The organism is Streptomyces sp. NPDC047017, from assembly GCF_040644175.1.
Taxonomy (GTDB): Bacteria; Actinomycetota; Actinomycetes; order Streptomycetales; family Streptomycetaceae; genus Streptomyces.
Map to the genome: position 1 here is coordinate 54,660 of NZ_JBEYVW010000006.1, position 24,432 is coordinate 79,091.

General features: G+C 74.1%; 22 protein-coding genes. 8 read left to right on the plus strand and 14 right to left on the minus strand.

Annotation, left to right across the window (positions count from 1 at the left end):
• Positions 1 to 11 precede the first annotated feature (11 nt).
• A complete protein-coding gene (gene treZ, locus ABZ858_RS12140) occupies positions 12 to 1,766 on the plus strand; it encodes a malto-oligosyltrehalose trehalohydrolase (protein ID WP_361375424.1) in 1,755 nt (584 codons plus the stop codon).
• A 100-nt stretch (positions 1,767 to 1,866) separates the two neighbouring features.
• Here the strand turns inward: treZ and ABZ858_RS12145 are convergent, their stop codons facing one another.
• The 14 genes from ABZ858_RS12145 to ABZ858_RS12210 form a co-directional block, all read right to left on the minus strand.
• A complete protein-coding gene (locus ABZ858_RS12145; protein WP_361375426.1) occupies positions 1,867 to 2,844 on the minus strand; it encodes an aminoglycoside phosphotransferase family protein in 978 nt (325 codons plus the stop codon).
• A 43-nt stretch (positions 2,845 to 2,887) separates the two neighbouring features.
• Positions 2,888 to 4,009: an aminopeptidase P family protein gene (locus ABZ858_RS12150; RefSeq protein WP_361375428.1), complete on the minus strand. Its 1,122-nt coding sequence runs from the start codon at positions 4,007 to 4,009 to the stop codon at positions 2,888 to 2,890.
• Between the two features lie 319 nt (positions 4,010 to 4,328).
• Positions 4,329 to 4,874, minus strand: coding sequence for a PDZ domain-containing protein (locus ABZ858_RS12155; protein ID WP_361375430.1), 546 nt, complete (start codon positions 4,872 to 4,874; stop codon positions 4,329 to 4,331).
• A 46-nt stretch (positions 4,875 to 4,920) separates the two neighbouring features.
• Positions 4,921 to 7,086, minus strand: a complete 2,166-nt coding sequence (gene cyc2, locus ABZ858_RS12160; RefSeq protein WP_361375432.1) for a germacradienol/geosmin synthase Cyc2 — start codon at positions 7,084 to 7,086, stop codon at positions 4,921 to 4,923.
• Positions 7,087 to 7,258: 172 nt separating this feature from the next.
• Positions 7,259 to 7,906, minus strand: coding sequence for a ScbR family autoregulator-binding transcription factor (locus ABZ858_RS12165; RefSeq protein ID WP_361375434.1), 648 nt, complete (start codon positions 7,904 to 7,906; stop codon positions 7,259 to 7,261).
• A gap of 786 nt (positions 7,907 to 8,692) precedes the next feature.
• The gene (locus ABZ858_RS12170; RefSeq protein WP_361375436.1) at positions 8,693 to 9,649 is read right to left on the minus strand and encodes an ABC transporter substrate-binding protein; all 957 of its coding nucleotides are present in this window, start codon (positions 9,647 to 9,649) and stop codon (positions 8,693 to 8,695) included.
• A gap of 263 nt (positions 9,650 to 9,912) precedes the next feature.
• Positions 9,913 to 10,569, minus strand: a complete 657-nt coding sequence (locus tag ABZ858_RS12175; RefSeq protein ID WP_361375438.1) for an ABC transporter permease — start codon at positions 10,567 to 10,569, stop codon at positions 9,913 to 9,915.
• On the minus strand, positions 10,566 to 11,288 hold the full coding sequence (locus ABZ858_RS12180) for an ABC transporter permease subunit (protein ID WP_361375440.1): 723 nt from the start codon (positions 11,286 to 11,288) through the stop codon (positions 10,566 to 10,568). The genes ABZ858_RS12175 and ABZ858_RS12180 overlap by 4 nt, the downstream gene beginning before the upstream one ends.
• On the minus strand, positions 11,285 to 12,412 hold the full coding sequence (locus tag ABZ858_RS12185) for an ATP-binding cassette domain-containing protein (protein ID WP_361375442.1): 1,128 nt from the start codon (positions 12,410 to 12,412) through the stop codon (positions 11,285 to 11,287). The genes ABZ858_RS12180 and ABZ858_RS12185 overlap by 4 nt, the downstream gene beginning before the upstream one ends.
• A gap of 222 nt (positions 12,413 to 12,634) precedes the next feature.
• On the minus strand, positions 12,635 to 13,006 hold the full coding sequence (locus tag ABZ858_RS12190; RefSeq protein ID WP_361375444.1) for a DUF6479 family protein: 372 nt from the start codon (positions 13,004 to 13,006) through the stop codon (positions 12,635 to 12,637).
• A 149-nt stretch (positions 13,007 to 13,155) separates the two neighbouring features.
• The gene (msrB, locus tag ABZ858_RS12195) at positions 13,156 to 13,563 is read right to left on the minus strand and encodes a peptide-methionine (R)-S-oxide reductase MsrB (protein WP_361375446.1); all 408 of its coding nucleotides are present in this window, start codon (positions 13,561 to 13,563) and stop codon (positions 13,156 to 13,158) included.
• A gap of 18 nt (positions 13,564 to 13,581) precedes the next feature.
• Positions 13,582 to 14,973, minus strand: a complete 1,392-nt coding sequence (gene murC / locus ABZ858_RS12200; RefSeq protein WP_361375448.1) for a UDP-N-acetylmuramate--L-alanine ligase — start codon at positions 14,971 to 14,973, stop codon at positions 13,582 to 13,584.
• A gap of 73 nt (positions 14,974 to 15,046) precedes the next feature.
• A complete protein-coding gene (locus ABZ858_RS12205; RefSeq protein ID WP_361375450.1) occupies positions 15,047 to 15,520 on the minus strand; it encodes an indole-3-glycerol phosphate synthase in 474 nt (157 codons plus the stop codon).
• 228 nt (positions 15,521 to 15,748) lie between these two features.
• Entirely contained in the window at positions 15,749 to 16,576 is an 828-nt protein-coding gene (locus tag ABZ858_RS12210) for a pyrimidine reductase family protein (RefSeq protein ID WP_361375452.1), read from the minus strand.
• Positions 16,577 to 16,613: 37 nt separating this feature from the next.
• Here ABZ858_RS12210 and zapE point away from each other — a divergent pair, with 37 nt between their 5' ends.
• The 7 genes from zapE to ABZ858_RS12245 all read left to right on the plus strand — a co-directional run bounded on the left by zapE (position 16,614) and on the right by ABZ858_RS12245 (position 24,422).
• Complete coding sequence (zapE, locus tag ABZ858_RS12215; protein ID WP_361375454.1) at positions 16,614 to 17,717, plus strand: cell division protein ZapE; 1,104 nt, start codon at positions 16,614 to 16,616, stop codon at positions 17,715 to 17,717.
• Between the two features lie 254 nt (positions 17,718 to 17,971).
• Positions 17,972 to 18,316: a hypothetical protein gene (locus ABZ858_RS12220; protein ID WP_361375456.1), complete on the plus strand. Its 345-nt coding sequence runs from the start codon at positions 17,972 to 17,974 to the stop codon at positions 18,314 to 18,316.
• 74 nt (positions 18,317 to 18,390) lie between these two features.
• On the plus strand, positions 18,391 to 18,969 hold the full coding sequence (locus tag ABZ858_RS12225; protein WP_361375458.1) for a carbonic anhydrase: 579 nt from the start codon (positions 18,391 to 18,393) through the stop codon (positions 18,967 to 18,969).
• Positions 18,966 to 20,450 (plus strand): SulP family inorganic anion transporter, encoded by a 1,485-nt coding sequence (locus ABZ858_RS12230; protein WP_361375460.1) that lies wholly within the window; start codon positions 18,966 to 18,968, stop codon positions 20,448 to 20,450. The genes ABZ858_RS12225 and ABZ858_RS12230 overlap by 4 nt, the downstream gene beginning before the upstream one ends.
• A gap of 144 nt (positions 20,451 to 20,594) precedes the next feature.
• Entirely contained in the window at positions 20,595 to 21,782 is a 1,188-nt protein-coding gene (locus tag ABZ858_RS12235) for an SPFH domain-containing protein (protein WP_361375462.1), read from the plus strand.
• 147 nt (positions 21,783 to 21,929) lie between these two features.
• On the plus strand, positions 21,930 to 23,465 hold the full coding sequence (locus ABZ858_RS12240) for an FAD-dependent oxidoreductase (protein WP_361375464.1): 1,536 nt from the start codon (positions 21,930 to 21,932) through the stop codon (positions 23,463 to 23,465).
• A 72-nt stretch (positions 23,466 to 23,537) separates the two neighbouring features.
• Positions 23,538 to 24,422: a polysaccharide deacetylase family protein gene (locus ABZ858_RS12245; protein WP_361375466.1), complete on the plus strand. Its 885-nt coding sequence runs from the start codon at positions 23,538 to 23,540 to the stop codon at positions 24,420 to 24,422.
• The last annotated feature ends 10 nt before the right edge of the window (positions 24,423 to 24,432 follow it).

Consider the following 24,432-nt stretch of genomic DNA (forward strand, 5'->3'; position numbering starts at 1 on the left):
GGGAACCGTCCGTGCAGTTCGAGGTGTGGGCACCGCAGGCCGGCCGTGTGACGCTCCAGTGCGACGGCGTCACGCACGCGATGGAGCGCGATCAGGAACGCCCGGGGTGGTGGTCCGTGGAGGCGGCGGCGCGGGACGGCTCGCGCTACGGGTTCGCGCCGGACGGCGGCGAGGTGCTGCCCGATCCGCGCTCGCGCCGGCAGCCGGACGGCCCGGACGGGCTCAGCGCGGTCGTCGACCACGGGCGCTACGCGTGGCGCACCGCCGCCCGGACGGACCGTCCGCTGCCGGGCGCGCTGCTCTACGAGCTGCACGTCGGCACGTACACGCGCGAGGGCACTTTCGACGCGGCCGCCGCCCGCCTTGAGCATCTGGTGGAACTGGGCGTCACCCACGTGGAGTTGATGCCGGTGTGCCCGTTCCCCGGGCGGCACGGCTGGGGGTACGAGGGCGTGTCGCTGTGGGCGGTGCACGAGCCGTACGGCGGCCCGGAGGGGCTCAAGCGGTTCGTGGACCGGGCGCACGAGCTGGGCCTGGGCGTGGTCCTGGACGTGGTGCACAACCACCTGGGCCCCTCGGGGAACCACCTGCCGCGGTTCGGGCCGTACTTCACCGACACCCACCACACGCCCTGGGGCGCCGCCGTCAACCTGGACGCGCCCGGCTCGGACGAGGTGCGCGACTTCCTGACCGGCAGCGCGCTGGCCTGGCTGCGCGACTACCGGATCGACGGGCTGCGCCTGGACGCGGTGCACGCGCTGGTGGACACGCGCGCGTGCCACTTCCTGGAGGAGCTGTCCACGGCCGTGGACGCGCTCGGCGCGGACCTGGGCCGCCCGCTCTTCCTGGTCGCCGAGTCCGACCTGAACGACCCCCGGCTGATCGCCCCGCGCGCGGGGGGCGGCCTCGGTCTGCACGCGCAGTGGAACGACGACTTCCACCACGCCCTGCACACCGCCGTGACCGGCGAGTCCCAGGGCTACTACGCCGATTTCGCGCGGGCCCCGCTGGCGGCGGTCGCCAAGACGCTCACCGGTGGCTACTTCCACGACGGGACGTACTCCAGCTTCCGGGGCCGCCGGCACGGCCGTCCGCTGGACCGCGCCAAGGTGGCGGGGCACCGGCTGCTCGGCTACGCCCAGACCCACGACCAGATCGGCAACCGGGCCCAGGGGGACCGCCTGTCCACCCTGCCCGCCGTCTCCCCCGGGCTGCTGGCGTGCGCGGCCACGCTGACGCTGACGGCGCCGTTCACGCCGATGCTGTTCATGGGCGAGGAGTGGGCGGCCGGCACGCCGTGGCAGTTCTTCACCGACCACACCGATCCGGAGCTGGCCCGGGCGGTGCGCGAGGGGCGGCGGCGGGAGTTCACCGCGCACGGCTGGAAGGCGGAGGACGTGCCCGATCCGCAGGACCCGGCCACCCGGGAGCGTTCCTGCCTGGACTGGTCCGAGCCGGACCGCGAGCCGCACGCGCGCGTGCTGGCCTGGTACCGGCGGCTTGCCGCGCTGCGGCGGGCGCTGCCGGACCTCACCGACCCCGACCTCGCCGCGACCCGGGTCGCGTTCGACGAGGAGGCCCGCTGGCTCGCCTTCCGGCGCGGGGACGTGCGCGTGGCGGTCAACCTGGGCCGGGAGGCGGCGGCGATCCCGCTGGGCGGCCGCCCGGCCAAGGTGCTCGCCGCCTGGGAACCGGTCGAGGCACCGGGCGGCGACGGCGTGCTGCGGCTCCCGGGCACCTCGTGCGTGGTGCTGGCGCAGAGCTGAGGAGAGCCAAGGAGAGCCGGAGGAAAGCGGTGCGGGACCGGGCGGTGCGGGACCGGGCGGTGCGGGACCGGGCGGTGCGGGACCGGGCGGGGGGCGAGGCTCACTCCCCGTCCTCGTCGCCCCGGCCCGCCTCGCCCTCTCCGTCCCTCTCGCCCTCCTCCCGGAACTCCGTGGCCCGCTCCAGGAGGATCGCCTCCCAGGCGTGTCCCAGTTGCGTCCGCAGCAGCGGCAGGGGGCTGTCGTCGCGGCCCGCCAGGCGGTCGGCGAGCCGGATCACGGTGTCGCAGCGGGCCAGCCACAGGCCGCGCAGGCAGGGGCGGGCCCCGTAACCGGCGAGGGTGGCGGCGCGCACCGCGGCGGGCGAGCCGACGGCGAGGGCGAGACCGGCGATGTCCTCGGCGGGGTCGCCGATCACCGCGTCGGTCCAGTCCAGGACGCCCCGCACCCGGCCGTCGGCGGAGACCATCAGGTGCTCGCCCTTGAGGTCGTGGTGGACGAGGACCGCGCCGCCGGGCTGGGCGGCCAGCTGGGCCGCGGCGGGCGCGGTGAGCTGGGCGGTCCTGGCCGGGTCGAACTCGTCGGCCGCCCCGAGGCGTTCGGCGGCGTGCACGGCCATCCGGCGCAGCGCCTCCAGGGAGCGGGGCGCGGCCCGCGGGACGCCGAGCGTCTCGGCCTGGCGGACGGGCACCTGGCGCAGTCCGGAGAGCAGCCCGGCCAGGTCGTCCTCGCCGAGGGCGGAGACCTCGTGTTCACCGGCCGTGCCGCCGGGGATCCTGGTGTCCAGGGTGTACGCCAGTCCGGGCGCCCATTCGCCGTGCGCGACGCTCGCCGGGAGCGCGACCGGCAGGTGCGGGCGGGCCAGGTCGCGCAGGCGCAGTTCGCGGCGCCGGCGCAGGGAGGTGTCCCGGTCGGGGGCGAGGCGCAGCACCTGGCGGGTGCCGACCCACCAGGTGGAGTGCTCGCCGCCCTCGGCGACGGGCCGGACGTCGGGTCCGGCCGCGCCCTGGCGGCCGTCCTGGGTGAGGGTGCTCAGCAGCCGCCGGACGGTGTCCGCGGTGGGTGTCGGTGCCTGGGTCATGGTCGCGCCGTGTCGTTCAGTCGCGGGTGGGGTCGGCCGGTGGTCAGTCCACCATGACCAGCTCCCGGGTCGTGTCGTTGAGGCGGCGGCCGCCGTCCTCGGTGACGGTGACGATGTCCTCGATGCGCACCCCGAAGCGGCCGGGCAGGTAGATGCCGGGCTCCACGGAGAAGCACATGCCGGGCACCAGGGGCTGTTCCTCCCCTTCGATCATGTACGGCGGTTCGTGGGTGGTGACGCCGATGCCGTGGCCGGTGCGGTGGATGAAGTACTCGCCGTACCCGGCGTCCGCGATGACCGCGCGGGCGGCCCGGTCGATCTCCTGGCAGGCGACGCCGGGGCGTACGGCCCGGCAGCCGGCCTCCTGGGCCGCGCGCACGATGTCGTGCACCCGGCGTTCCTCGTCGGTGGGCTCGCCGACGTGCACGGTGCGGGTGGTGTCGGAGCCGTAGCCGTCCTTGAGGCCGCCGAAGTCGAGGACGACCATGTCGCCGCGTTCGATGACCCGGTCGCCCGTCTCGTGGTGCGGGTTGGCGCCGTTGGGGCCGGAGCCGACGATGGTGAAGTCGACCTGCTCGTGCCCGAACCGGCGCAGCAGGGCGGCGAGGTCGGCGCCGACCTCGGACTCGTGGCGGCCGGCGAAGGGCAGCGTGCGGATCTCCTCGAAGGTCCGGTCGGCGGCGGCTCCCGCGGCCGCCACCAGCGCGAGTTCGGCCTCGTCCTTGACGGCGCGCAGCATCGGCAGGGCCTCGGTGAGGGAGGCGTAGGAGCTGTCCGGCAGGGTCTTCTGCAGGCCGAGCAGGTGCAGGGCCCAGGTGCTGTCGCTGACGCCGAACCGGCCGCCGCCGTCGAGGAGGGCCGCGGTGACGGCGTAGGGGTCCTTGCCGTCGGTCCAGTCGCGCAGGGTCAGCGCGCAGGCGCCCGTGGCGCGCTCGGCGTCCGGGGCCTCCAGGGTGGGGACGACGAGGACGGGGTCCTGTCCGGCGGCCAGGACGAGCAGGGTGAGCCGTTCGGTGGCGGCGGTGGGCGCGTAGCCGGTGAGCCACACGAGGTCCGGTCCCGGCGCCACCAGCACTCCGGCCAGTCCCGCGTCGGCCGCCGCCCGGGCGGCGCGGGCCATCCTGGCCCGGTAGTCGTCGGCGGTGAAGGGCGCGGTGCCGGTCATCCGGGCCTCCGTGTGCGGCTGAAGGGGTGTGCGGGACGAGCAGGGGTTCCTGCCAGCATCCTGCCCGCGCGGCGGGGGCCGCGCGAGCCGGTCGGCGGGGGCCGGCCGGGCTACGGGCACCATCCTCGCCGCTCGGCGGCCCGCCGGACCACCGCTTTCCGGGATTCACGCCACCGCCGGAGCCCCGCCCGGGCAGGGGACGCGGCGGCTGATCACCGCCGAGGACCACTGCCGGGCGTAGGGCGCGCCCGGGGCGGGCATGCGGCCGTGCCCGTCATCGGCCGCCTCCGTGTCGTCACCCGTGTCGTCATCCGTGTCGTCAGGTGAGGACGCCGGGGGTGATCCGCACCTGTCGGTAGCCGCCGCGGTGCCGCACGGTGAGGGCCACCTCGCGGCCCGGACGGGCCCCGGCGACCGCGCGGGCGAGGCCCGCCGCCGAGTCGATCCGGGTCCGCCCGAACACGAGCAGGACGTCACCGCGGACCAGCCCCGCCGCGTCGCCGGGACCGGACGTGTCGACCCCGGTGATCCGGGCGCCGGGCCCGGTGTCGTCCACCGCCGCCAGGCCGAGGGTCGGACCCGCAGGCGCGGGGGCGGGCACGGACACCGGGGCCGGTGCGGCCGGTGCCGCGCCCGCCCCGCCCACCGTCTGCCGCTCCAGCTCGGCGAGCCGGCTCACGCCGATCACCGTGGCGCCCACCGCGCCCAGGCCGACCCCCGCCAGCAGCAGCACCAGCCCGGCGCACAGGCCGCACAGCGCGGCGGCGAACCGGCGGCCCCGGTGGTGCCCGGTGTGCGGGCGGGCGGCCCCGCCCGACGTGCCCCCGCCGGGCATCGGCTTGGGACGCAAAGCAGTCTGTTCCATCGTTTCCCTCGCTCTCCTCCGGCTGGTCCCTGCCCGGCGCCCCGGCTCAGCCGGTCGTCAGGGCCGGGGCGGGCGGGTGGTCCGGGAGGAAGGCGTGGGCGCGGCGGGCCAGCCACTCGGCCTTGTAGCGGTTCACGCTCGCATGCCAGTTGAGGATGCCGGCCATCCAGTTCTGCAGGTCGGTGACATAGCCGCGCAGGGCCGCACGGGCTTGTTCCGACAGCTCGAAGTCATCGCACACGATGGGCAGTTCATGGGCGACGACGTGCTGGAACTGGCGCATCCGCTGGGTCGTCAGGTCGTGCACCACGGCGAGCGCGGCCGGGTAGTCGATGCCGAAGAAGTGCTGGACGACGAGGATCGCGTTGTGGATCTCGCCCTCGTACTCGATCTCCTTCTGGTACGAGAAGATGTCGTTGAGCAGGCAGGCGTAGTCGACGGCCGCGTTCTCCAGGGAGCGGACCGGGCCGGTGCGGTAGACCTCCGGCGGGATCGCCGGGCCGTGGCCCGCCCGGCACAGGCTCAGGGTGAGGTCGGAGCCGAAGGTGGCGCGCCGCATCTCCAGGTAGTCGACGGGGTCGGGGACGCGGTTCTGCGATTGGTTGGACAGCTCCCACACCCAGCTCTCGGTCATCGAGTCGACCGCGTGCTTGAGGGTGCGCCGCTGGTCGGGGGTCATCTCCGCGGTGGTCCGCGCCCACAGATCGGTCAGCGCGCGTTCCATGGCGTCGCGCGGGACGACGACCCGCTCCTCGCCGTCCACCGGCATGCAGCCCGACAGGCGCGCGGTGGTCACCCTGGCCGCGACGAGATCACGGCGGTGGCCGTACACCAGGGGGTAGTAGTCGTCGCCGTAGGTGCCGAAGGCCAGCCACTGGGCGCTCAGGTCGAGCGCCTCGGGCGTGGCGTCCGGGTCCAGCCCGGCCGAGCACAGCGCGAGGTCGTAGGCGTCGAGCTTGTCCTCGTCCCACACGCCCTCCGCCAGGATGCCCATGCGGTGGCACCAGTCGAGCAGCGTCCGGCGCGAGCGGTCCAGGTGCGGGCTCAGCCGCAGCTCGTAGGGCATACACATGTCGGGGATGCGGGACGGGCCGACCTTCTCGTAGGGCACGTGGGTGTAGGCCCGCAGGCGTTCGGCGCCGGCCGCGGCGAGCAGCGCGCCCACGTCGGCCGCCGAGGTGCCGGGCCCGGCCGGGCGCTGCCAGGGGCTGGTGGAGCGGGCCCCCTTGTTCATGTAGCGGCTGGAGCGCAGGTGCCATTCATGGCCGCCGGACTGCCAGTCCTGCAGGCCCTTGGCGTAGGCCGCGACCGCGGCGACCTCATCGGGGGTGAGCCCGTTCTCCACGGCGAGGGCGGGCACCTCGGTGAGCGCGGTGTGCTCGAACTGGTGCAGGCGCGAGGTGAGGACGTCGTTGACGGCGTCGGCGGCCTCCTGGGTGGTGCAGCCGAAGAAGGTCTCCAGGACCAGCACACCGTTGCTCAGCTCCCCCTCGTCCTCCACCTCCCGCTGGTAGGAGAACAGGTCGTTGCGCAGGTGCACGGCGTCGGAGAAGGTCTCCATGAGCACCCGCGGCGGCCGGGCCCCGGCGACGCGCGCGGGCACCTCGGCGGTGGCGTACTCCACGAGCCCGGCCGACCAGGGGGCGCCGCCGACCTTGCGGCGCATCTCGATGTACTCGACGGGGTTGGCGATCCGCCCCTCGTTGATGTTGGACAGCTCCCACAGGGACTCGTTCAGCAGGTGCTCGGTGGCGAGCGCGAACCGGCGCCGCCAGTCGGCCGACATGGACGGCACCGTGCGCGCCCACAGGTCGCCGAGGCCGGCCTCGACCGGGTTCTGCGGCTCGGGCACCTCGGTGGCCAGGTCGAGCGGCATGAACAGGGGCAGCCGGTCCAGGTACGCCTTGCCACCGGCGCGGTCCTGGCTGCGCTTGAAGGTCTCCAGGAAGTGGTCGTCGAAGAAGAAGACCCACACGTACCAGTCGGTGATCAGCGAGAGGGCGGGGCCGTCGCAGTCGGGGTGGGTGTAGGCGCAGAGCAGGCCGTAGTCGTGCGCGTCGAGGTCGGACCGCTCCCAGATCCCGGAGCCCTCCAGCATGCCCATGTCGCGCGCCCACCGCGTCGAGTGGGCGCGGGCCTCCTCGACGTGCGGGTTCAGCCGCGCGGGGTACGGCATGTAGAAGTGCGGGAGTTCGAAGGGCTGCTGCGTCATGGCCGGGCCCTACCCGGGACGTTCCGGCCCCATCCTCCGGCACGCATCCGATCACACCATCGCGTGAATCACCGCCGAAGCGGCCCCTGGGCAGCGGCCCGTGCTTCCCCAGAGCAGTGGCCCGTGCTCCCCCGTCCCCTCCCCCGCCCCGTCAGACCGCTCCCCCGCCCCTTCAGACCGCGTTGATCTCGCGTTCCAGCCGGGAGGTGAGTGTCATGTAGGGCGGGCGCCGGTGCACGGGCACCAGGCCACGGAGCAGCAGGTGCCACATCTCGGCGGTGCGGCGGGGCAGCCGGGCCACCGACTCCTGGGGCTTGCCCGTGATCGCCGTGCCGATGAAGCAGGAGACGAGAGAGTGCGCGACCGCCTCCACGTCCGTGTCGGCGCGCACGTCGGACTCCCTGATCGCGCCGTGCAGCCGGACCGCGGCGATGTCACGCCACTCGGTGAAGGGGTGCCGCAGCGGCGGCCGCACCTCCACCTGGCTGGTGGCGAGCCGCAGCCCCGCGCGGGAGATGGGGCCCTGGACGGAGAGCCGGGTGAACGTGAAGGTGATCCGCATCAGGGCCTCCAAGGACGAGTAGCCCTCCCGGTCTATGTCGGCCGCCACCTGGCGCGAGACCCCGGACTGCAACTCCAGGATGGCGTGCGCCAGATCCTCCTTGGCCGCGAAGTGGAAGTAGAGGGCGCCCTTGGTGACCCGCGCGTGCTCGACGATGTCGGCGAGGCTGGTCCCCTCGTAGCCGTACCGGTCGAACAGGTCGGCCGCGGCCGTGATGATCGTCGCGCGCGTCCGCTCGGCGCGTAGCTGTCTCGTCATCGGCGGAACACTCCAGGGTCGTGAAGAAGGGGGTGCGCACAGACGCCCTTCCCCGGGCTCGTCAGTGCGACGCGGCCACCGTGCGCGGGACGTGGTCCGCGTTCCGCGGCGGGCCCGGCCGGCCTGCCCGCGGCCATGAGTCCTCGGCCGGGGCCGGCCGGAAGGCGGCGGACCGCGCCACGACACCGAAGTCGTACGCCGTCACGGGCGACAGCCGGCCGTCGGGTTCCGGTCGCCGTGTAAGAGGGCGGGGACGGCACACGCCGCTCCCCGCGGCCGGGTCAGGCGGCCGGCGCGGGGCGCGCACACCGTACCGACGAGGCGGCGGAGCAAGCTCCACCGCACAGGCACAGGCACAGGCACAGGCACGGGCTTCGGCAGAGTGGAGAAGGCCACGGGACCGGCGGACCCGGGCCGGTGACGGCCGGGTCTGAGGCGCCCGGGCTCGCAGCGGCCGGTTCCGAGGCGGCTGCCGGGGGCGGCCCGCCGGGCGTGCTCCGGCAGGCGGGGTGTGCCACGCCGGCACCGACACCCCGCCAGGGCGACCGGACCCGCTCCGGGGACCCTCCGCGCCCTGCGTCGTACTCCACGCGTCGCCATGCGCAAGATCGTAGCGAGGAGGCCCGGCCCACGGCCAACGGACCCCCGGACCGGTCCCGTTCACGGGTTCTCGGCCGGGGGCCCGCCGTAGGCCGGTACGTCGAGTACGTCGGTGTGCCGGTACGTCGCGCGCCGGTGCGTCAGTACGCCGTACGTCGGCCCGTCAGTACGTCGTGCGCCGGTGCGTCAGGCCAGACCGGCCGACTTCAGCCAGGCCTTGGCCACGTCCAGCGGGTCCTTGTGCCCCGACTGCACCTGGGTGTCCAGGTCGAGCAGGGCGGCCGTGTCCAGCTTGGCGGAGACCGCGTCGAGCGCGGCGGTGCCCTTCTGGTCCAGGCCGCCCTTGCGGACCAGCGGCTGGACGTTCTGGAACCCGAAGAGGTTCTTGGGGTCCTGGAGGACGACGAACTTCTCCTTGGCGATCGTCGGGTCCGTGGAGAAGACGTCGGCGACCTGCACGGTGTCCTTCTTGAGCGCCTCCTGGGTCAGCGGACCGCCCGCGTCCAGCGCCTTGAAGGACTTGAACTCCAGGCCGTACAGCGACTTCAGGCCCGCCAGGCCCTGCTGCCGGGTCTGGAACTCCGGCGAGCCGCCGATCACCAGATCCTTGGCGGCGGCCTTGAGGTCCGCGATGGAGGACTTGGCGGTGAGGCCGTACTTCGCCGCCGCCCCGGCGTTGACGGTGACCGAGTCCTTGTCCTGCGCGGGCGAGGGCTTCAGCAGCGTGAGCTTCGGGTCCAGCTTGGCGTTGATCGCGGCCGTCGTGGCGTCGACCGACTTCGGCGCGGCCTGCTTGTCGAGATAGGCCAGCAGCGCGCCGTTGTACTCGGGCAGCACGGTGACGGCGCCGTTCTTGAGCAGGCCGTACGTGGTCTCGCGGCTGCCGATGTTGGGCTTGTAGGTGACCTTGACGCCCTTGGCCTTGAGGGCCTCGCCGTAGATGTCGGCGAGCAGGATGCTCTCGGCGAAGTTGTTGGAGCCGACGACCACCTCACCGTTCTTCGCCGCACCGCCCGAGAGCGGGTCGCCGCCCGACTTGCCGTCGGAACACCCGGCGACGAGGGCCACGGCGGCGGCGAGTGCGACGGCGGCCACGCCGACGTTCCTCGTGCTGGACCTGATGCTCTTCGCGTAAGAAGTCACAATTCCCGTTCCGGGGTCGGTAAGTTCGCTGGTCAAGGGCGGGGCAGGGGCGCACGGCGCAGGGGACGCCGCACGGTACTGATCCAATCCAGCCACTTCTCGATCGGTCAAGAGCGGCCGGGTCACCGATCGGACTCGATCCCCGTGCGGTGCCCCCGTGCGGTCGGAAGGCGTCTGCCCCGCGCCCGCCGCCTCACACGCCACGCCACCCGCGCCGGGCCTCACACGTCCTGCCTCACACGCCCCGCCGCACCCGGCACACCTCACACACCGCGCCGCACCCCCCGCGACACCGTGGCCCGGGCCAGGGCCCAGAAGAGCGCGAGCGTCACCAGCGCCAGCGCGGCCACCAGGGTGGCCCCGCCCACCACCTTCTCGTAGTCGCGCTGGTAGAGGCCGTCGATGACATAGCGGCCCAGGCCGCCGATGCCGACGTAGGCGGCGATGGTGGCGGTGGAGACGATCTGGATGGCCGCCGAGCGCAGTCCGCTGAAGATCAGCGGGAGCGCCACGGGCAGTTCGACCTGGAACAGGATCCGCGACTCCTGCATGCCCATGCCCCGGGCGGCGTCCACCGGCGAGGGGTCCACGGACCGCACCGACTCGTAGGTGGTGACCAGGATCGGCGGGACGGCGAGGACGACCAGCGGCACCATGACGGGCAGCAGCCCGAAGCCGGCCAGGATGGTCATCAGCACCAGCAGGCCGAAGCTGGGCAGGGCCCGGCCGGCGGTGGCCAGGAAGGCGAGCGTGTTGCCGCCGCGTCCGTAGTGCCCGGTGACCAGCCCGACCGGCAGTGCGACGGCGAGCGCGATCAGGCAGTAGCGCAGGTGCTCGGCCAGGCGCGCGGGGATGCCGTCGTAGCCGTGCCAGTGGGCGCCGTCGCTGAAGAAGGCGTTGACGAAGTGGAGTACGTTCACCGGACGGCGTCCTCCAGAGCGGGCGACGTGGCCGGTTCGGGCCGGGCCCCGGCGTCCGGTTCGGGTGCGCGGCGGCGGCTGCCGCGCGGCATCCAGGGGGTCAGCAGAAGGCGTACGCCGACCAGCGCGGCGTCGGCGAGGACGGCCAGGACGGCGGTGGTGAGCACGGAGTTCACCGCCAGTTCGGGCCGGTGGTAGAGGTTCGCGTCGTTGAGCAGGTTGCCCAGCGCGCCCTGGTTGCCGATCAGCATACCGACGCTGACCAGGGAGATGCTGGAGACGGTGGCCACCCGCAGCCCGGCGATGATGGCGGGCACGGCGATCGGCAGCTGCACCTGGAAGTAGCGGCGTACGGGCCCCAGGCCCAGGGCGGTGGCGGCGGCGAGCGTCTCCTGCGGCACCGAGCGGACCCCGTCGACGATGGCGGGGACCAGCACCACCAGGCTGTAGACGGCGAGCGGGATCATCACGGTCAGCTCGGTCTGGCCGGTGTAGTCGATGAGGACGACGAAGAAGGCCAGCGAGGGGATGGCGTACAGGACGGTCGTCAGCCCCAGCACGGGCGGGTAGAGCCAGCGGAAGCGCACGCACAGCTGGGCGATCGGCAGCGAGACGGCCAGGCCCGCCAGGACCGGCAGCAGCGCCTCGCGCAGATGCAGCCCGATCAGCCCGAACCAGCTGTTCTGCAGGTCGCTGGGGAGGTCGAAGAAGTGGTTCATCCGGCGACCTCGGCGGTCGGCCGGCCCTCGGCGTGGGCGGCGCGGATCGCCTCGCCGATGGTCTGCTGCGAGACCACGCCGACCGCCTTGCCGGTGCCGTCCACGGCGACCGCCCAGCCGGTGGGCGAGAGCACGGCGCAGTCGAGGGCGGCGCGCAGCGACTCGGCGCCGTGCTCGAAGGGGCGTCCGCAGGGCAGCAGGCGGCCGGGGTCCACGGCGCCGGCGGTGAGGCCGTCCGGCTCGGCCCAGCCGAGCGGTCTGCCGTCGGGCCCGGTGACCAGGAGGTAGGGCGCGTCGTCGGCGGCGCGGGCGAGCTGCTCGGCGGTGGCGTCGGCGGTGACGACCGGGGCGGTCAGCAGTTCCAGGTCGCCGGTGCCGAAGAAGGACAGCCGGCGGATGCCGCGGTCGGTGCCGAGGAAGCCCTCGACGAAGGCGTCGGCGGGGGCGGTCAGCAGGTCGGCGGGCCGGGCGTACTGGGCGAGCCGGCCGCCGGTGCGCAGCACCGCGACCATGGTGCCCAGCTTGATGGCCTCGTCGATGTCGTGGGTGACGAAGACGATGGTCTTGCCCAGTTCGTCCTGGAGGCGCAGCAGTTCGTCCTGGAGGCCCTTGCGCACCACCGGGTCGACGGCCGAGAACGGTTCGTCCATCAGCAGCACCGGCGGGTCCGCGGCGAGCGCCCGGGCCACGCCGACGCGCTGCTGCTGGCCGCCGGAGAGCTGGTACGGGTAGCGCTTGGCGAGTGCGGGGTCGAGGCCGACGCGTTCCATCAGCTCGGCCGCCCGGGCTCGGGACTTCTGCTTGCCCCAGCCCAGCAGCCGGGGCACGGTCGCGATGTTGTCGGCGATGGTGCGGTGCTGGAAGAGCCCGGCGTTCTGGATGACGTACCCCATGGCACGGCGCAGGGTGTTGACGGGCTGGGCGCGGATGTCGGTGCCGTCGAGGAGGATGGTGCCCTCGCTGGGCTCCACCATCCGGTTGATCATGCGCAGGGTGGTGGTCTTGCCGCAGCCGGACGGCCCGACGAGGACGGTGATCGAGCGGTCCGGTATCTCCAGCGAGAGTCCGTCGACCGCCACCGTGCCGTCCGGGTACCGCTTGGTGACTGAATCTATCCGTATCAAGGCGCCGCATACCCTTCGGGTCCTGGGACGGCCCGCTCTGGCCACGGTCGCGCGGGCCGATGCCCGGAGAGTCTAGACGGCCGGGGCCCGGACCCGTCGGAGGCACGGTTGCGGGGCGTGCCCCTTTGGCCAAGGACACGCCCCGTGAGGGAGGCCGCACAGGGACCGGCACGGCCGAGCGGTGCGGTCGGGCGATGCGGTAGACCGGTACGGCCGGGCGCGTCAGTGGGCGCCGGGGCCGCCGCTGCCGAAGGAGCCGCTGCCGCCCGGTGCCCAGCGGTGCCGGTGCTGGTCCTGGCTGCGCCGGGTGCCGGCCCCGTGCATCTCGTGCGGCAGGATCCGCTTGCCGTCCTCGCCGCAGTGCACCTCGTCCGGCTCGCGCATCTCGCTGATCTCCTCGACGGCGCCGGTGACGGGGAGGTGCGGCTGCTCGGACGCCTCGGGCCGCTCGGGCTCGCGGCGCATCACGCCGATGCCCATCCCGACGGCCCACACGAGCGCGCACACGACGACGAGTCCGCCGATGAACGCGCCGAGCGTGGCCCATACGTGCGGCGCCGCGGCCAGGACCACGACATGGGAGGCTGTGACCATGTTTTCCACCCGCCTCTGCGGAGATGCGGCGTAAGAACCGGTGCCGTCGGCGACGGCACCTGTGTCCATATTGTCCCACCGCGCCCAGGCCACTGCAAAGCGTCCCCGGGGGTCACGCACCGCTGCCGGCCGCTCCCTGGGGCCCCGCGTCAGCCCTCGGCGGGGGCGAGCCGCAAGGAGATCGAGTTGATGCAGTACCGCTGGTCGGTGGGGGTCGGGTAGCCCTCGCCCTCGAAGACGTGCCCGAGGTGGGAGCCGCAGCGGGCGCAGCGGACCTCGGTGCGGACCATGCCGTGCGAGCGGTCCTCGATCAGTTCCACCGCGTCGGTGTCCTTGGGGTCGTAGAAGGACGGCCAGCCGCAGTGCGAGGCGAACTTGGTGGTGGAGGTGAACAGCTCGGCGCCGCAGGCCCGGCAGGAGTAGACGCCCTCGGTCTTCGTGTCCGTGTACTCACCGGTGAAGGCGGGTTCCGTGCCGGCCTGCCGCAGGACGGCGTACTCGGCCGGGTCCAGCTCCGCGCGCCACTGCTCGTCCGGCTTCTCGACGTCGTAGGACATGAGCCCTCAGCCCCTCACTCAGTTGTGCTGCAGTCGGTCCAGGACGCGCGGTCCGAGGTCGGTGACGTCGCCCGCGCCCATGGTGAGAACGAGATCGCCGGGCTTGGCCATTCCCGCGATCACGTCCGGGACCTCGCTCTTGTCGTGGACGGCGGTGACGTCGGCGCCGGCGGCGCGGGCGGAGTCGATGATCAGCTCGCTGGTGACACCGGGGATCGGGTCCTCGCGGGCCGGGTAGATGTCGAGGACGACGGAGGCGTCGGCGAGGGCCAGCGCCTGGCCCATCTCCTTGCCCAGCTCCTGGGTGCGGGAGAACAGGTGCGGCTGGAAGACGACGAGGATCCGGGCGTCGCCCGCGGCGGCGCGCATCGCCTCCAGGTCGGCGGTCATCTCGGTGGGGTGGTGGGCGTAGGAGTCGATCACCTGGACGCCGGCGGCCTCGCCCTTGAGCTGGAGGCGCCGCTTGACGCCGGTGTAGGCGGCGAGCGCGGGGGCCAGTTCGGCGGCCGGGACGCCGAGGGCGGCGCCGGCGGCCAGCGCGGCTACCGCGTTGTGCGCGTAGTGGCGGCCGGGGACGGAGACCCCGAAGGTCAGCTCGGTGCCGTCCAGCAGGACGGTGACCTCGCTCCTGAGTCCCTGCGGCACCACGGACAGGACCCGCACGTCGGCGTCGGGCGACTCGCCGTACGTCACCGTGCGGACCGAGCCCGCCAGGCGCCGGGCCAGCTCGCGGGCGCCCTCGTGGTCGGCGGAGATCACCAGTGTGCCGCCGGGCACGATCTTCCCCGCGAAGGTCTCGAAGGACTCGTAGATCTCGTCCATCGAGGCGTAGTTGGCGTGGTGGTCGAGTTCGACGTTGAGGACGATGGCGACCTCGGGGGCGTACTTGTGGAAGCTGCGGTCCGATTCGTCCGCCTCGGCGACGAAGATCTCGCCGGTGCCGTGCAGCGCGTTGGAGCCGGGGGCGTCCAAGTCGCCGCCGATCGCGTAGGAGGGGTCCAGGCCCAGCTCGCCGAGGCAGACGGCCAGCATCGAGGTGGTGGTCGTCTTGCCGTGGGTGCCGGCCACCGCGATCGGGCGCAGGCCCTCCATCAGGGCGGCCAGCGCGTCGGAGCGGTGCACGACCGGGATGCCCAGCTCGGCCGCCCGGACCAGCTCCGGGTTGTCGGCGCGGATCGCCGAGGAGACCACGACGCAGCTCGCGTCGCCGGCGAGGTGCCCGGCCGCGTGCCCGATGTGCACGGTGACACCCAGCGCGCGCAGCGCCTCGGCGGTCGCGGACTCCTTGGCGTCGCTGCCGGCCACCTCGGCGCCGCGCTGGGCGAGGATCTTGGCGATGCCCGACATTCCGGCGCCGCCGATGCCGATGAAGTGCGGTCGGTCCATGGCGGTAGGAAGGCCGGGTGCCATGCGCTGTTCTCCCCAGGTGGTGCGGCGTCGGTACGAGCGGGCGCGCACCGCGGGCGCGGGACGCCGCCCCAGCCTAAGCCTTGCTGTGGGAGAACAGCTTCAGCACCGGTACGCCGACCTTGTGCCGGGCCCGCGAGGCCCAGTCGCGGTGGAAGAACTCCTCCACGTAGTGCGGATCGGTCAGCACGATCACCTCGTCCGCGCCCACCTCGGCGACCAGGGACTTGAGGGCGTCCAGCGGGTGCTCCTCGACGAGCCGGCCCGTGGCCTCGCGGCCCGCGGCGTGCAGCGCGGTCAGGGACACCTCCAGCGCCCGCTGCCCCTCCGGCTTGGCCGCGTCGCCCTCCGGGGTGCCGCCCTCGCGGGCCGCCTCGTCGATCTCACCGAGGGCGATGTCGTCGATGGCCCGCAGCAGCCGGTCGGCCTGGTCGCCGCGCGGCTGGAGCAGCACGTGGAAGGAGACCTCCTCCTCCCCGTGCAAGGTGGTGACGAACTCCACGTCGGCGGACGTCAGGGCCTTCTCGATCATCAGTACGCTTGTGAACACCAGACGCCCTTTCTCGTATGAGGTTCTCGGCCGAGGGCCGTACCCTCTCGCTACCTCCAGGTGGGCCGGAAACAGCCCCCGCAGAAACCATCCTGCCCTGTGATCGCACGGGTATCGCCGGAATCGTCGTGCCTTCCACCTCCTGAACGGAATTACCAATTCCGATTACCTGACATCGCCCGCCTCACCTGACACCGCCCGCCGCCCGCTCCGGCGCGCCGCCCGCCGTCAGGTGCGCCGGTAGCGGCTGAACAGGAAGCCCTCCTCCTCCAGGAGCGAGGCCAGGGCGAAGCGGTGCGGAACGGCGACCGAGGGGCCGCCGGCGATGCGCTGGGCGTCGCCCGCGGTGAGCATCGGCGAGACGGTCAGGCACAGCTCGTCGAGGACGCCGGAGGCCGCCAGCTGCCCGAGCAGGCGCGGGCCGCCCTCGGTCAGCAGCCGGGTGTGGCCGAGACCGGCCAGGGCCCGCACCGCGCGCGGCGGGTCGATGCCCATGCCGTCACCGGCGACGACCACGCGGGCGCCCGCCTTCTCCGCGGCGGCGACCCGGTCCGGGGCCGCGGCGGCGCCGGTCAGGACCAGCGTGGGCACCAGCGGGGAGGTGAACAGCGGCAGGGAGAAGTCCAGCTCCAGGCTGGCGGTGACGACCGCGATCGCCGGGGCGGGCGCCTGCCCGGCCGCCTCCCGCGGCGCCGCGAACTCCGCCCGCGCGCGGGCCGGGCGGTACCCCTCCTGCCGTACCGTCTCGGCGCCGACCACCACCACGTCGGCCAGCGCGCGCAGGGTGCCGAAGATCCGCATGTCGGCGGCGCTGGAGATGGGCTGCGAGCGGCCCTCGTGCTGGGCCGCGCCGTCGAGCGTGGAGACCATGTTGGCGCGCAGCCACGGCTCCCGGCCGCCGGGCGCGGGGTCCGGGTACGCGTAGGCGGCGGCCAGCTCGGCCAGGGTCCACTCCCGGTCCGCGAGGGCGCCGGGTACGCCCGGGGCGCCGGTGGCGCGGGTGCCCGGCGGGTCCTGGGCTGGTGTTTCGTCGGTCACAGGGAACAGGCGTCGCATGCCGTGCAGTGTTCCACGCGCCTTACCATGGGGAACCGTGTCGTCCTCCACAGCCGCCTCCCGGCTCAGCCCCGTGACCGGTGCCACCCCGCTCTCCCTGTGCGCCCGCGAGCCCCATGTGCCGGCGGACCGGCTGGTCGCCGAGATGGTGCCGCCGCCGCGGTTCGACTCGGTGCGCTTCGCGACGTACCTCCCGGACCCGAACCAGCCCAGCCAGAGCGAGGCCGTGCGGGTCCTGGCGGACTTCGCCGCCGGGCTCGGCGGGGCACCGGCGGCGGGCGGCAGGCGCGGGCTGTTCGGCTTCGGGCGCGGCAAGGCCCCCAGGACCCCGGCCGGCCCCCGCGGCGTCTACCTGGACGGCGGCTACGGCGTCGGCAAGACCCACCTGCTGGCCTCCCTGTGGCACGCCACCGAGGCCGAGCCGGCGCGCAAGGCGTTCGGCACCTTCGTGGAGCTGACCAACCTCGTCGGCGCGCTCGGCTTCCAGAAGACCGTCGAGACCCTGTCCGGCCACCGGCTGCTGTGCATCGACGAGTTCGAACTGGACGATCCGGGCGACACCGTGCTCGTCTCCACCCTGCTCGGCCGCCTGGTCGACGCGGGGGTCGCGCTGGCCGCCACCTCCAACACGCTGCCGGGCAAGCTCGGCGAGGGCCGCTTCGCCGCCGCCGACTTCCTGCGCGAGATCCAGGGTCTGTCCGCGCACTTCCGCGCGCTGCGCATCGACGGCGAGGACTACCGCCACCGCGGCCTGCCCGAGGCGCCGGCGCCGTTCTCCGACGAGCAGGTCACCCGGGCGGCGCAGGCCACCGACAACGCCTCGCTCGACGACTTCACGGACCTGCTCGATCACCTGGCCCGCGTGCACCCCAGCCGCTACGGCGCCCTCGCCGACGGCCTGGGGGCCGTGTGCCTGACCGGGGTGCGGCCGGTGCCGGACCAGTCGACCGCGCTGCGCCTCGTCGTGCTCGCGGACCGGCTCTACGACCGCGAGGTGCCCGTCCTGGCCTCCGGGCTGCCCTTCGACCGGCTGTTCAGCGAGGAGATGCTGAAGGGCGGCTACCGGAAGAAGTACTTCCGGGCGATATCCCGGCTGACCGCGCTCGCCCGGGACGCCAAGGGGCTCGTCGAGACCGACTGACCGACCGGCCGGCCGACCGACCCGAACGACCGGCTGACCGGCCCGGACAACCGGCTGACCAGCCCGAACAGTCGAGCGACCGATGCCCGGCCAGGCATCGGTTCACGCCAACCAGCCGCCCTTTTCGGGCACACTTCGCCGCGTAACGTGCCGTTAACCCTGCGCACACCTCCACCCGGCTACCGTATCTCTTGACCATTCCTTGACTTGTCATTGGCGTGCAGTAGAGATACCTGCGGTGGGGAGGGGGGCGCATGTTCCCGGGTACCGCGGTCCGGGCCGGACTCGGCCCCCTGGTGGCCGCCCTGTTCGCCCTCCTCTTCCTCGCGTTCCTCGCGCCCTCCGCTTCCACCGCGTTCGCGCGCGACGAACGGGCGGCCCACCACGAACGCACCCCCGCCGGCGGTACCGCCGGCCCCCTGCGCACCCGGGACCGCCAGCGAGCCGACGACGGGGCACCCGAGCCGTCCGTCCGGCCCGCGACCGGACAGGAGCCGCCGGCCGCCCACGAAGCGGCCGCGCCCTGCCCCGCGCCCTGCCCCGGACCGAGACCGGCCCACAGCCGCACCCCGGCCGCGCTCCAGGTCTTCCGCCACTGAGCGGCGCCACGCCGCCGCCCCCTCACCATGCCGTGCCGGCCCGACGCGCCTTCGCGCGCCAGGAGGAATCACCCATGCAGCCCCTCATCGACCATGCCCGTACGTTCGGACAGCGGCCCGAGGAGTTCGCCCGACTCGCCGCGGGCCAGTCCCCCGAGGTCCTGTTCATCACCTGCTCCGACTCCCGGGTCGTCCCGGCCCTGATCACCGGCGCCCGCCCCGGCCAGCTGTTCGAGCTGCGCACCGCGGGCGACATCGTGCCCCCGTACGACTCCGCGCACCCGAGCGGCGAGGCCGCCACCATCGAGTACGCCGTCGAGGTCCTCGGGGTGCGCGACATCGTCGTCTGCGGCCACTCGCACTGCGGTGCCGTGGGCGCGCTGGTCCGCGGCGACGACCTCGACGCGGTGCCCGCCGTGCGCGACTGGCTGGCCGGCGCCACCCCCCGGCCGCGGGGACCCGCCGAGGACCCCTGCGTCGCCGCCGCGGTGCAGAGCCACGTCCTGACGCAGCTGCTGCGGCTGCGCTCCTACCCGTGCGTCGAACGGAGACTGGCCGCGGGCTCGCTGGCCCTGCACGGCTGGTACTACGAGGTGCACACCGGGGCCGTGCTCGCCCACCGCCCGCACTCCGACACCTTCACGGCCCTGTGAGCGCCGCCGTGCCGGGCGCGATAGCCAGGTTCCCGTTCCTGCGGCAGGACGTCGCCGCCTCCCTCGTCGTCTTCCTGGTCGCGCTCCCGCTGTGCGTCGGCGTGGCCGTCGCCTCCGGGGTGCCGGCCGAGCTGGGGCTCGTCACCGGGATCGTCGGTGGCCTGGTCACCGGGCTGCTCCCCGGCAGCAGCCTCCAGGTGTCGGGTCCGGCCGCCGGACTGACCGTGCTCGTCTTCGAGGCGGTCCGGGCCTTCGGACTGCCCGCGCTGGGCGTGCTCGTACTGATCGCCGGGCTGCTCCAGCTCGTCACGGGGGCGCTGCGGCTCGGCCGCTGGTTCCGGGCCATCTCCGTGTCGGTGGTCGAGGGGATGCTGGCCGGCATCGGGCTGGTGATCATCGCCGGCCAGCTGTACACGGCGGCGGGGCTGACCGCCCCGGCGTCCGGCACCGGCAAGCTCGCCGGGCTGCCCGGGGCGTTCGTCCGCGCCGTGGGCAGTACCGAGGCGCTGGCCTCCCTCGCGCTCGGCGCGGGCACCGTCGCCGTGCTGGTGCTCTGGCGGCGGCTGCCCCCGCGGGTGCGGGCCGTGCCGGGCGCGCTGGCCGCCGTGCTGCTGGCCGCACTCGCCTCGCTCACGCTCTCGCTGCCGGTCGCCACGGTCGAGGTGCACGGCCTGCTCGGCGCCGTCCGGCCGCCCGGCGCCGCGTCCTTCGGCCTGCTGACCGATGCCGCGGTCTGGGGCACCGTCCTCGCCTTCGCGCTCATCGCGTCGGCGGAGAGCCTGTTCAGCGCGGCGGCGGTGGACCGGCTGCACGACGGGCCGCGCACCCGCTACGACCGGGAACTGATGGCGCAGGGCGTGGGCAACACCGTGTGCGGGCTGCTCGGCGCGCTCCCCATGACCGCCGTGATCGTGCGCAGCTCGGCCAATGTGCAGGCCGGCGCCCGCACCAAGACCTCGCGGGTGCTGCACGGGGTGTGGCTGCTGGTGTTCGCGGCGCTGCTGCCCGGCGCGCTGGCGCTGATCCCCCTGCCGGCGCTCGCCGGCGTCCTCGTGCACGCGGGCTGGAAGCTGATCCCGTTCCGCCAGGTGGCCGCCCTGTGGCGCACGCACCGGGGCGAGGTACTGGTCCTGGTGGTGACGGCCGTGTCCATCGTGACGGTGAACATGTTCGAGGGCGTGCTGATCGGCCTCGCCCTGTCGGTCGCCAAGACCGCCTGGGACGCCTCGCAGACCAGGCTGGAGGTGGCCGACCGGGGCACGGGCCCGGTCCGGGCGTACCTGTCGGGCAACGCGACCTTCCTGCGGCTGCCCCGCATCCTCGACAGCCTGGAGGCGCTGCCCCAGGACCGGCCCGTCGAACTGCACCTGTCCGGCCTGCACCACGTGGACCATGCCTGCCGTACGGCGCTGGAGAGCTGGGCCGAGCGGCACAGCGCCACCGGTACCGCGCCGGTCAGGCTCGTGGCGCCGGCCCCGTAGCCGACCGGGACGGCCGGACCGGACCGGACCGACCTCGCGGCGGCCGGCCCGGTCCGGTCCGGGGACTCGACCGTGTTCTCGGGCCGGGCCTATCGTTGAAGCAGGCGCCCCACGGGCGCACCGACGACCGGTCGAGGAGTCGTCATGCTTGAGGACGTACTGACCGCCGTGATCGCCGCGGGCTGCGCGGGCCTGGTGTACCTGTCGGCGGCGGCGCGGGTGATCAAGCAGTACGAGCGCGGCGTGGTGCTGCGGCTCGGACGGTTCACCGGCGGGGAGCGCCCGCCCGGGTTCACGGTGATCGTGCCGTTCGTGGACCGGCTCTACAAGGTCAACATGCAGATCGTGACGCTGCCGATCCCGGCCCAGGAGGGCATCACCCGGGACAACGTGACGGTACGCGTGGACGCGGTCGTCTACTTCAAGGTGGTGGACGCGGCCAACGCGGTCATCCAGGTGGAGGACTACCGGTTCGCCGTCTCCCAGATGGCGCAGACGTCGCTGCGCTCGATCATCGGCAAGAGCGACCTGGACGACCTGCTGTCCAACCGGGAGAAGCTCAACCAGGGCCTGGAGCTGATGATCGACAGCCCGGCCATCGGGTGGGGCGTGCAGATCGACCGGGTCGAGATCAAGGACGTCTCCCTGCCGGACACGATGAAGCGGTCCATGGCCCGGCAGGCCGAGGCCGACCGGGAGCGGCGGGCCCGGATCATCAACGCCGACGCCGAGCTGCAGGCGTCCAGGAAGCTCGCCGAGGCCGCCCAGCAGATGGCGGACACGCCCGCCGCGCTGCAACTGCGGCTGCTGCAGACGGTGACCGCGGTCGCCACCGAGAAGAACTCCACGCTCGTGCTGCCCTTCCCGGTGGAGCTGCTGCGGTTCCTGGAGAAGGCCCAGCAGCCGCCGGCCGCCGCGCCCGCGCCACCGCCGCCCCCACCGGTTCCGCCGGCACCTGAGCCCCCGAGGCCCCTGGACCAGGGCACGCCCGGCCCGCCCGCACCGGACGACCGGCCCCCGCCTCCGGCGGACGGGCCGCCCACCACGCCGGACGGCCCACCGGCCGGGGACCGCCCACCGGCCGGGGATCGGCCAGCGGCCGCGGACGGCCCGTCACTCGCGCACGGGGCTCCGGCCGCGAACGGGACTCCCGCCGCCGGCCCCGCCCCGGGCACCCCGATCGACGCGCCCTTCGACCCGCCCGCCGACCCCGCCTCCGTGACCCCGGTCAGGGCCGCCGCCGACGCCGCGTCCACCGCGCCGCCCGGGGCGCGGACCCGGCCCGAGCACGAGCGCCCGGCGCCGGGCACGAACCCCGAGGATGAGCACTGAGCCCAGGGGATGAGCCCCGGGCATGACCACCGACCCCGGGCACGACCACTGTCCCCGGGCCCGGTCGCTGAGCCCTCCGCGCCGGGCGCCCGCACCTTCACCCGGGCGCCCGCGGTCGCTCCGGGCCGGGTGGGGTACCCGGCGGCCATGAGCGAACAGCACCAGCAGGGACAGCGGCGCGTCACCGGTTCGTACTGGGTCGAGACCGCGCCGGGGCCGCGGCGCCCCGCGCTCACCCGGGACCTGGACGTCGACGTGGCCGTGATCGGCGCGGGCATGGCCGGGCTGAGCACGGCGTACGAACTGACCCGGGCCGGGCTCGGCGTGGCGGTCCTTGAGGCGCGCCGGGTGGCCGCGGGCGTCACCGGGCACACCACCGCCAAGCTGACGGCGCTGCACACGCTGATCTACGACAGGCTGCGCCGCACCCGCGACGCGCAGGCCGCGCGGCTGTACGCCCGCTCCCAGTCGGAGGCGATCGAGCACGCCCTGGAGCTGGTGGACGAGCTGGGCATCGACTGCGAGTGGGAGACCCGCAGCGCGTACACCTACGTCCGGGACGCGGACCGGGCGGACGAGCTGCGCGCCGAGGCGGAGGCCGCGCGGGAGGCGGGGCTGCCGGCGAAGTTCGTGACCGAGACCGGGCTGCCGTTCCCGGTGGCGGGCGCGGTGCGGGTGGCCGACCAGGCGCAGTTCCATCCGCGCAAGTACCTGCTGGCGCTGACCGCGGATCTGGTGGCGCGCGGCGGGCAGGTGTACGAGGACACGGTGGTGCGCGGGCTGACGGAGGGCGAGCCGTGCCGGGTGACGACGGCGGGCGGCGCGACCGTGCGGGCCCGGCACGTCGTGGTCGCCACGCACTACCCAATCTTCGACCGCGCGCTGCTGTTCGCCCGGCTCTCCCCGCGCCGGGAACTGGTCGTCGCCGGCCCGGTGGACGCCGCCCTGGACCCCGGCGGCATGTACATCACGCCCGAGGAGGACACCCGTTCGGTGCGGACCGCGCCGTACGGCGAGGACGGGCGGCGGCTGCTCGTGGTCACCGGGGAGCACTTCACGCCGGGCACCGGCGACACCCGGGCACGCTTCGACAAGCTGGCCGGCTGGGCCCGTGAGCACTTCCCCGGTGTGAACCTCGACCATGCCTGGGCCACCCAGGACATCGACCCCACCGACACCGTGCCGATGGTGGGCCCGATGCACGCGGGCGCCCGCAACACGTACGTGGCGACCGGGTTCGGCGGCTGGGGACTGAGCGGCGGCATGATGGCGGGACGGCTGCTCGCGGCACTGGTCACCGGGCGGGACTGCCCGTGGCAGGAGCTGTACGACCCGCGGCGGATGCGCACCGCGGTACGGGAGGCGCCGACGTTCCTGAAGAACCAGGCGGAGGTCGCCCGGCACTTCGTGGGCGACCGGCTGCGGCCCGCGCCGCCCGTGGAGGCCGTCCCGCCGGGTGAGGGCGCCGTGGTCCGCTCGGGCGCCGACCGGGTCGCGGTCTACCGCGACGAGGAGGGCGGCGTGCACGCGCTGTCCGCCCGCTGCACCCACCTGGGCTGCCTGGTCGCCTTCAACTCCGCCGAACGGGCCTGGGAGTGCCCGTGCCACGGCTCGCGCTTCGACATCGACGGCTCGGTGCTCCAGGGTCCGGCGACGCGTCCGCTGGAGCGGCGGGAGCTGTGAGCTGCCCGCCGGGCGGGTGACCGCACGGCCGCGCTGCCGTTCATATGACTGGTGATCACCTACGTTCGTAGGGTGATCCCATTTGTACGACGTATCACCGCAGCCTGCGCCCTGGGCGCCGCGCTCACCACGCTCGCCGCCTGCGGCACCGGAACCGGCACCCCGCAGGCCGCCCGCACCGGGCACCCGGCCGGCGCCACGTCCCCGTCCGCGGCCGAGCCGTCCGCGACCGCCCCCTCCAAGCCGCCGGTCCTCACCCCGGGCCCCGGCGGCCTGACGCCCGTGTTCACCAACGGGCCGCGGGACAAGGGCAAGATCGTCGCGTTCACCTTCGACGCCGACATGACCGCCGACGAGGGGCGGCGGGCCGCCTCGGGCGAGCGGTTCGACAATCCGCAGCTCATCGCCACGCTCCGCTCCCTCAAGGTGCCCGCCACGGTGTTCATGACCGGCAAGTGGGCCGAGACCTACCCGGACGAGGCCCGCTCCATCGGCACCGACCCCCAGTTCGAACTCGCCAACCACTCCTACAGCCACTACGCGTTCACCGGCGACTGCTACGGCCTGCCGACCGTCTCCGAGGACGAGGTCCGCTCCGACGTGGAGCGCGCGTACACGGCGTTCGCCAAGGCGCGTGTCCCGCATCCGATGCCCTACCTCCGCTTCCCCGGAGGCTGTTACGACAACCAGGTGCTGCGCACGCTCAGCCCGCTCGGTCTCACCGCGATCCAGTGGGACGTGGTCAGCGGCGACGCGTTCGCCACGGACGCGGGCGCGGTGGCCCGGCAGGTGCTGGACGGCGTGAAGCCCGGCTCGGTCGTGGTCATGCACTGCACCCGCAGCGCCGCCCCGACCACCGAGCAGGTGGTGCGCACGGTCGTGCCGGAGCTGCGCAAGCGGGGCTACCGGTTCGTGAAGGTCTCCGACATGATCGCGGCGACGACCGGCCGCTCCTGACCCGGCGGCC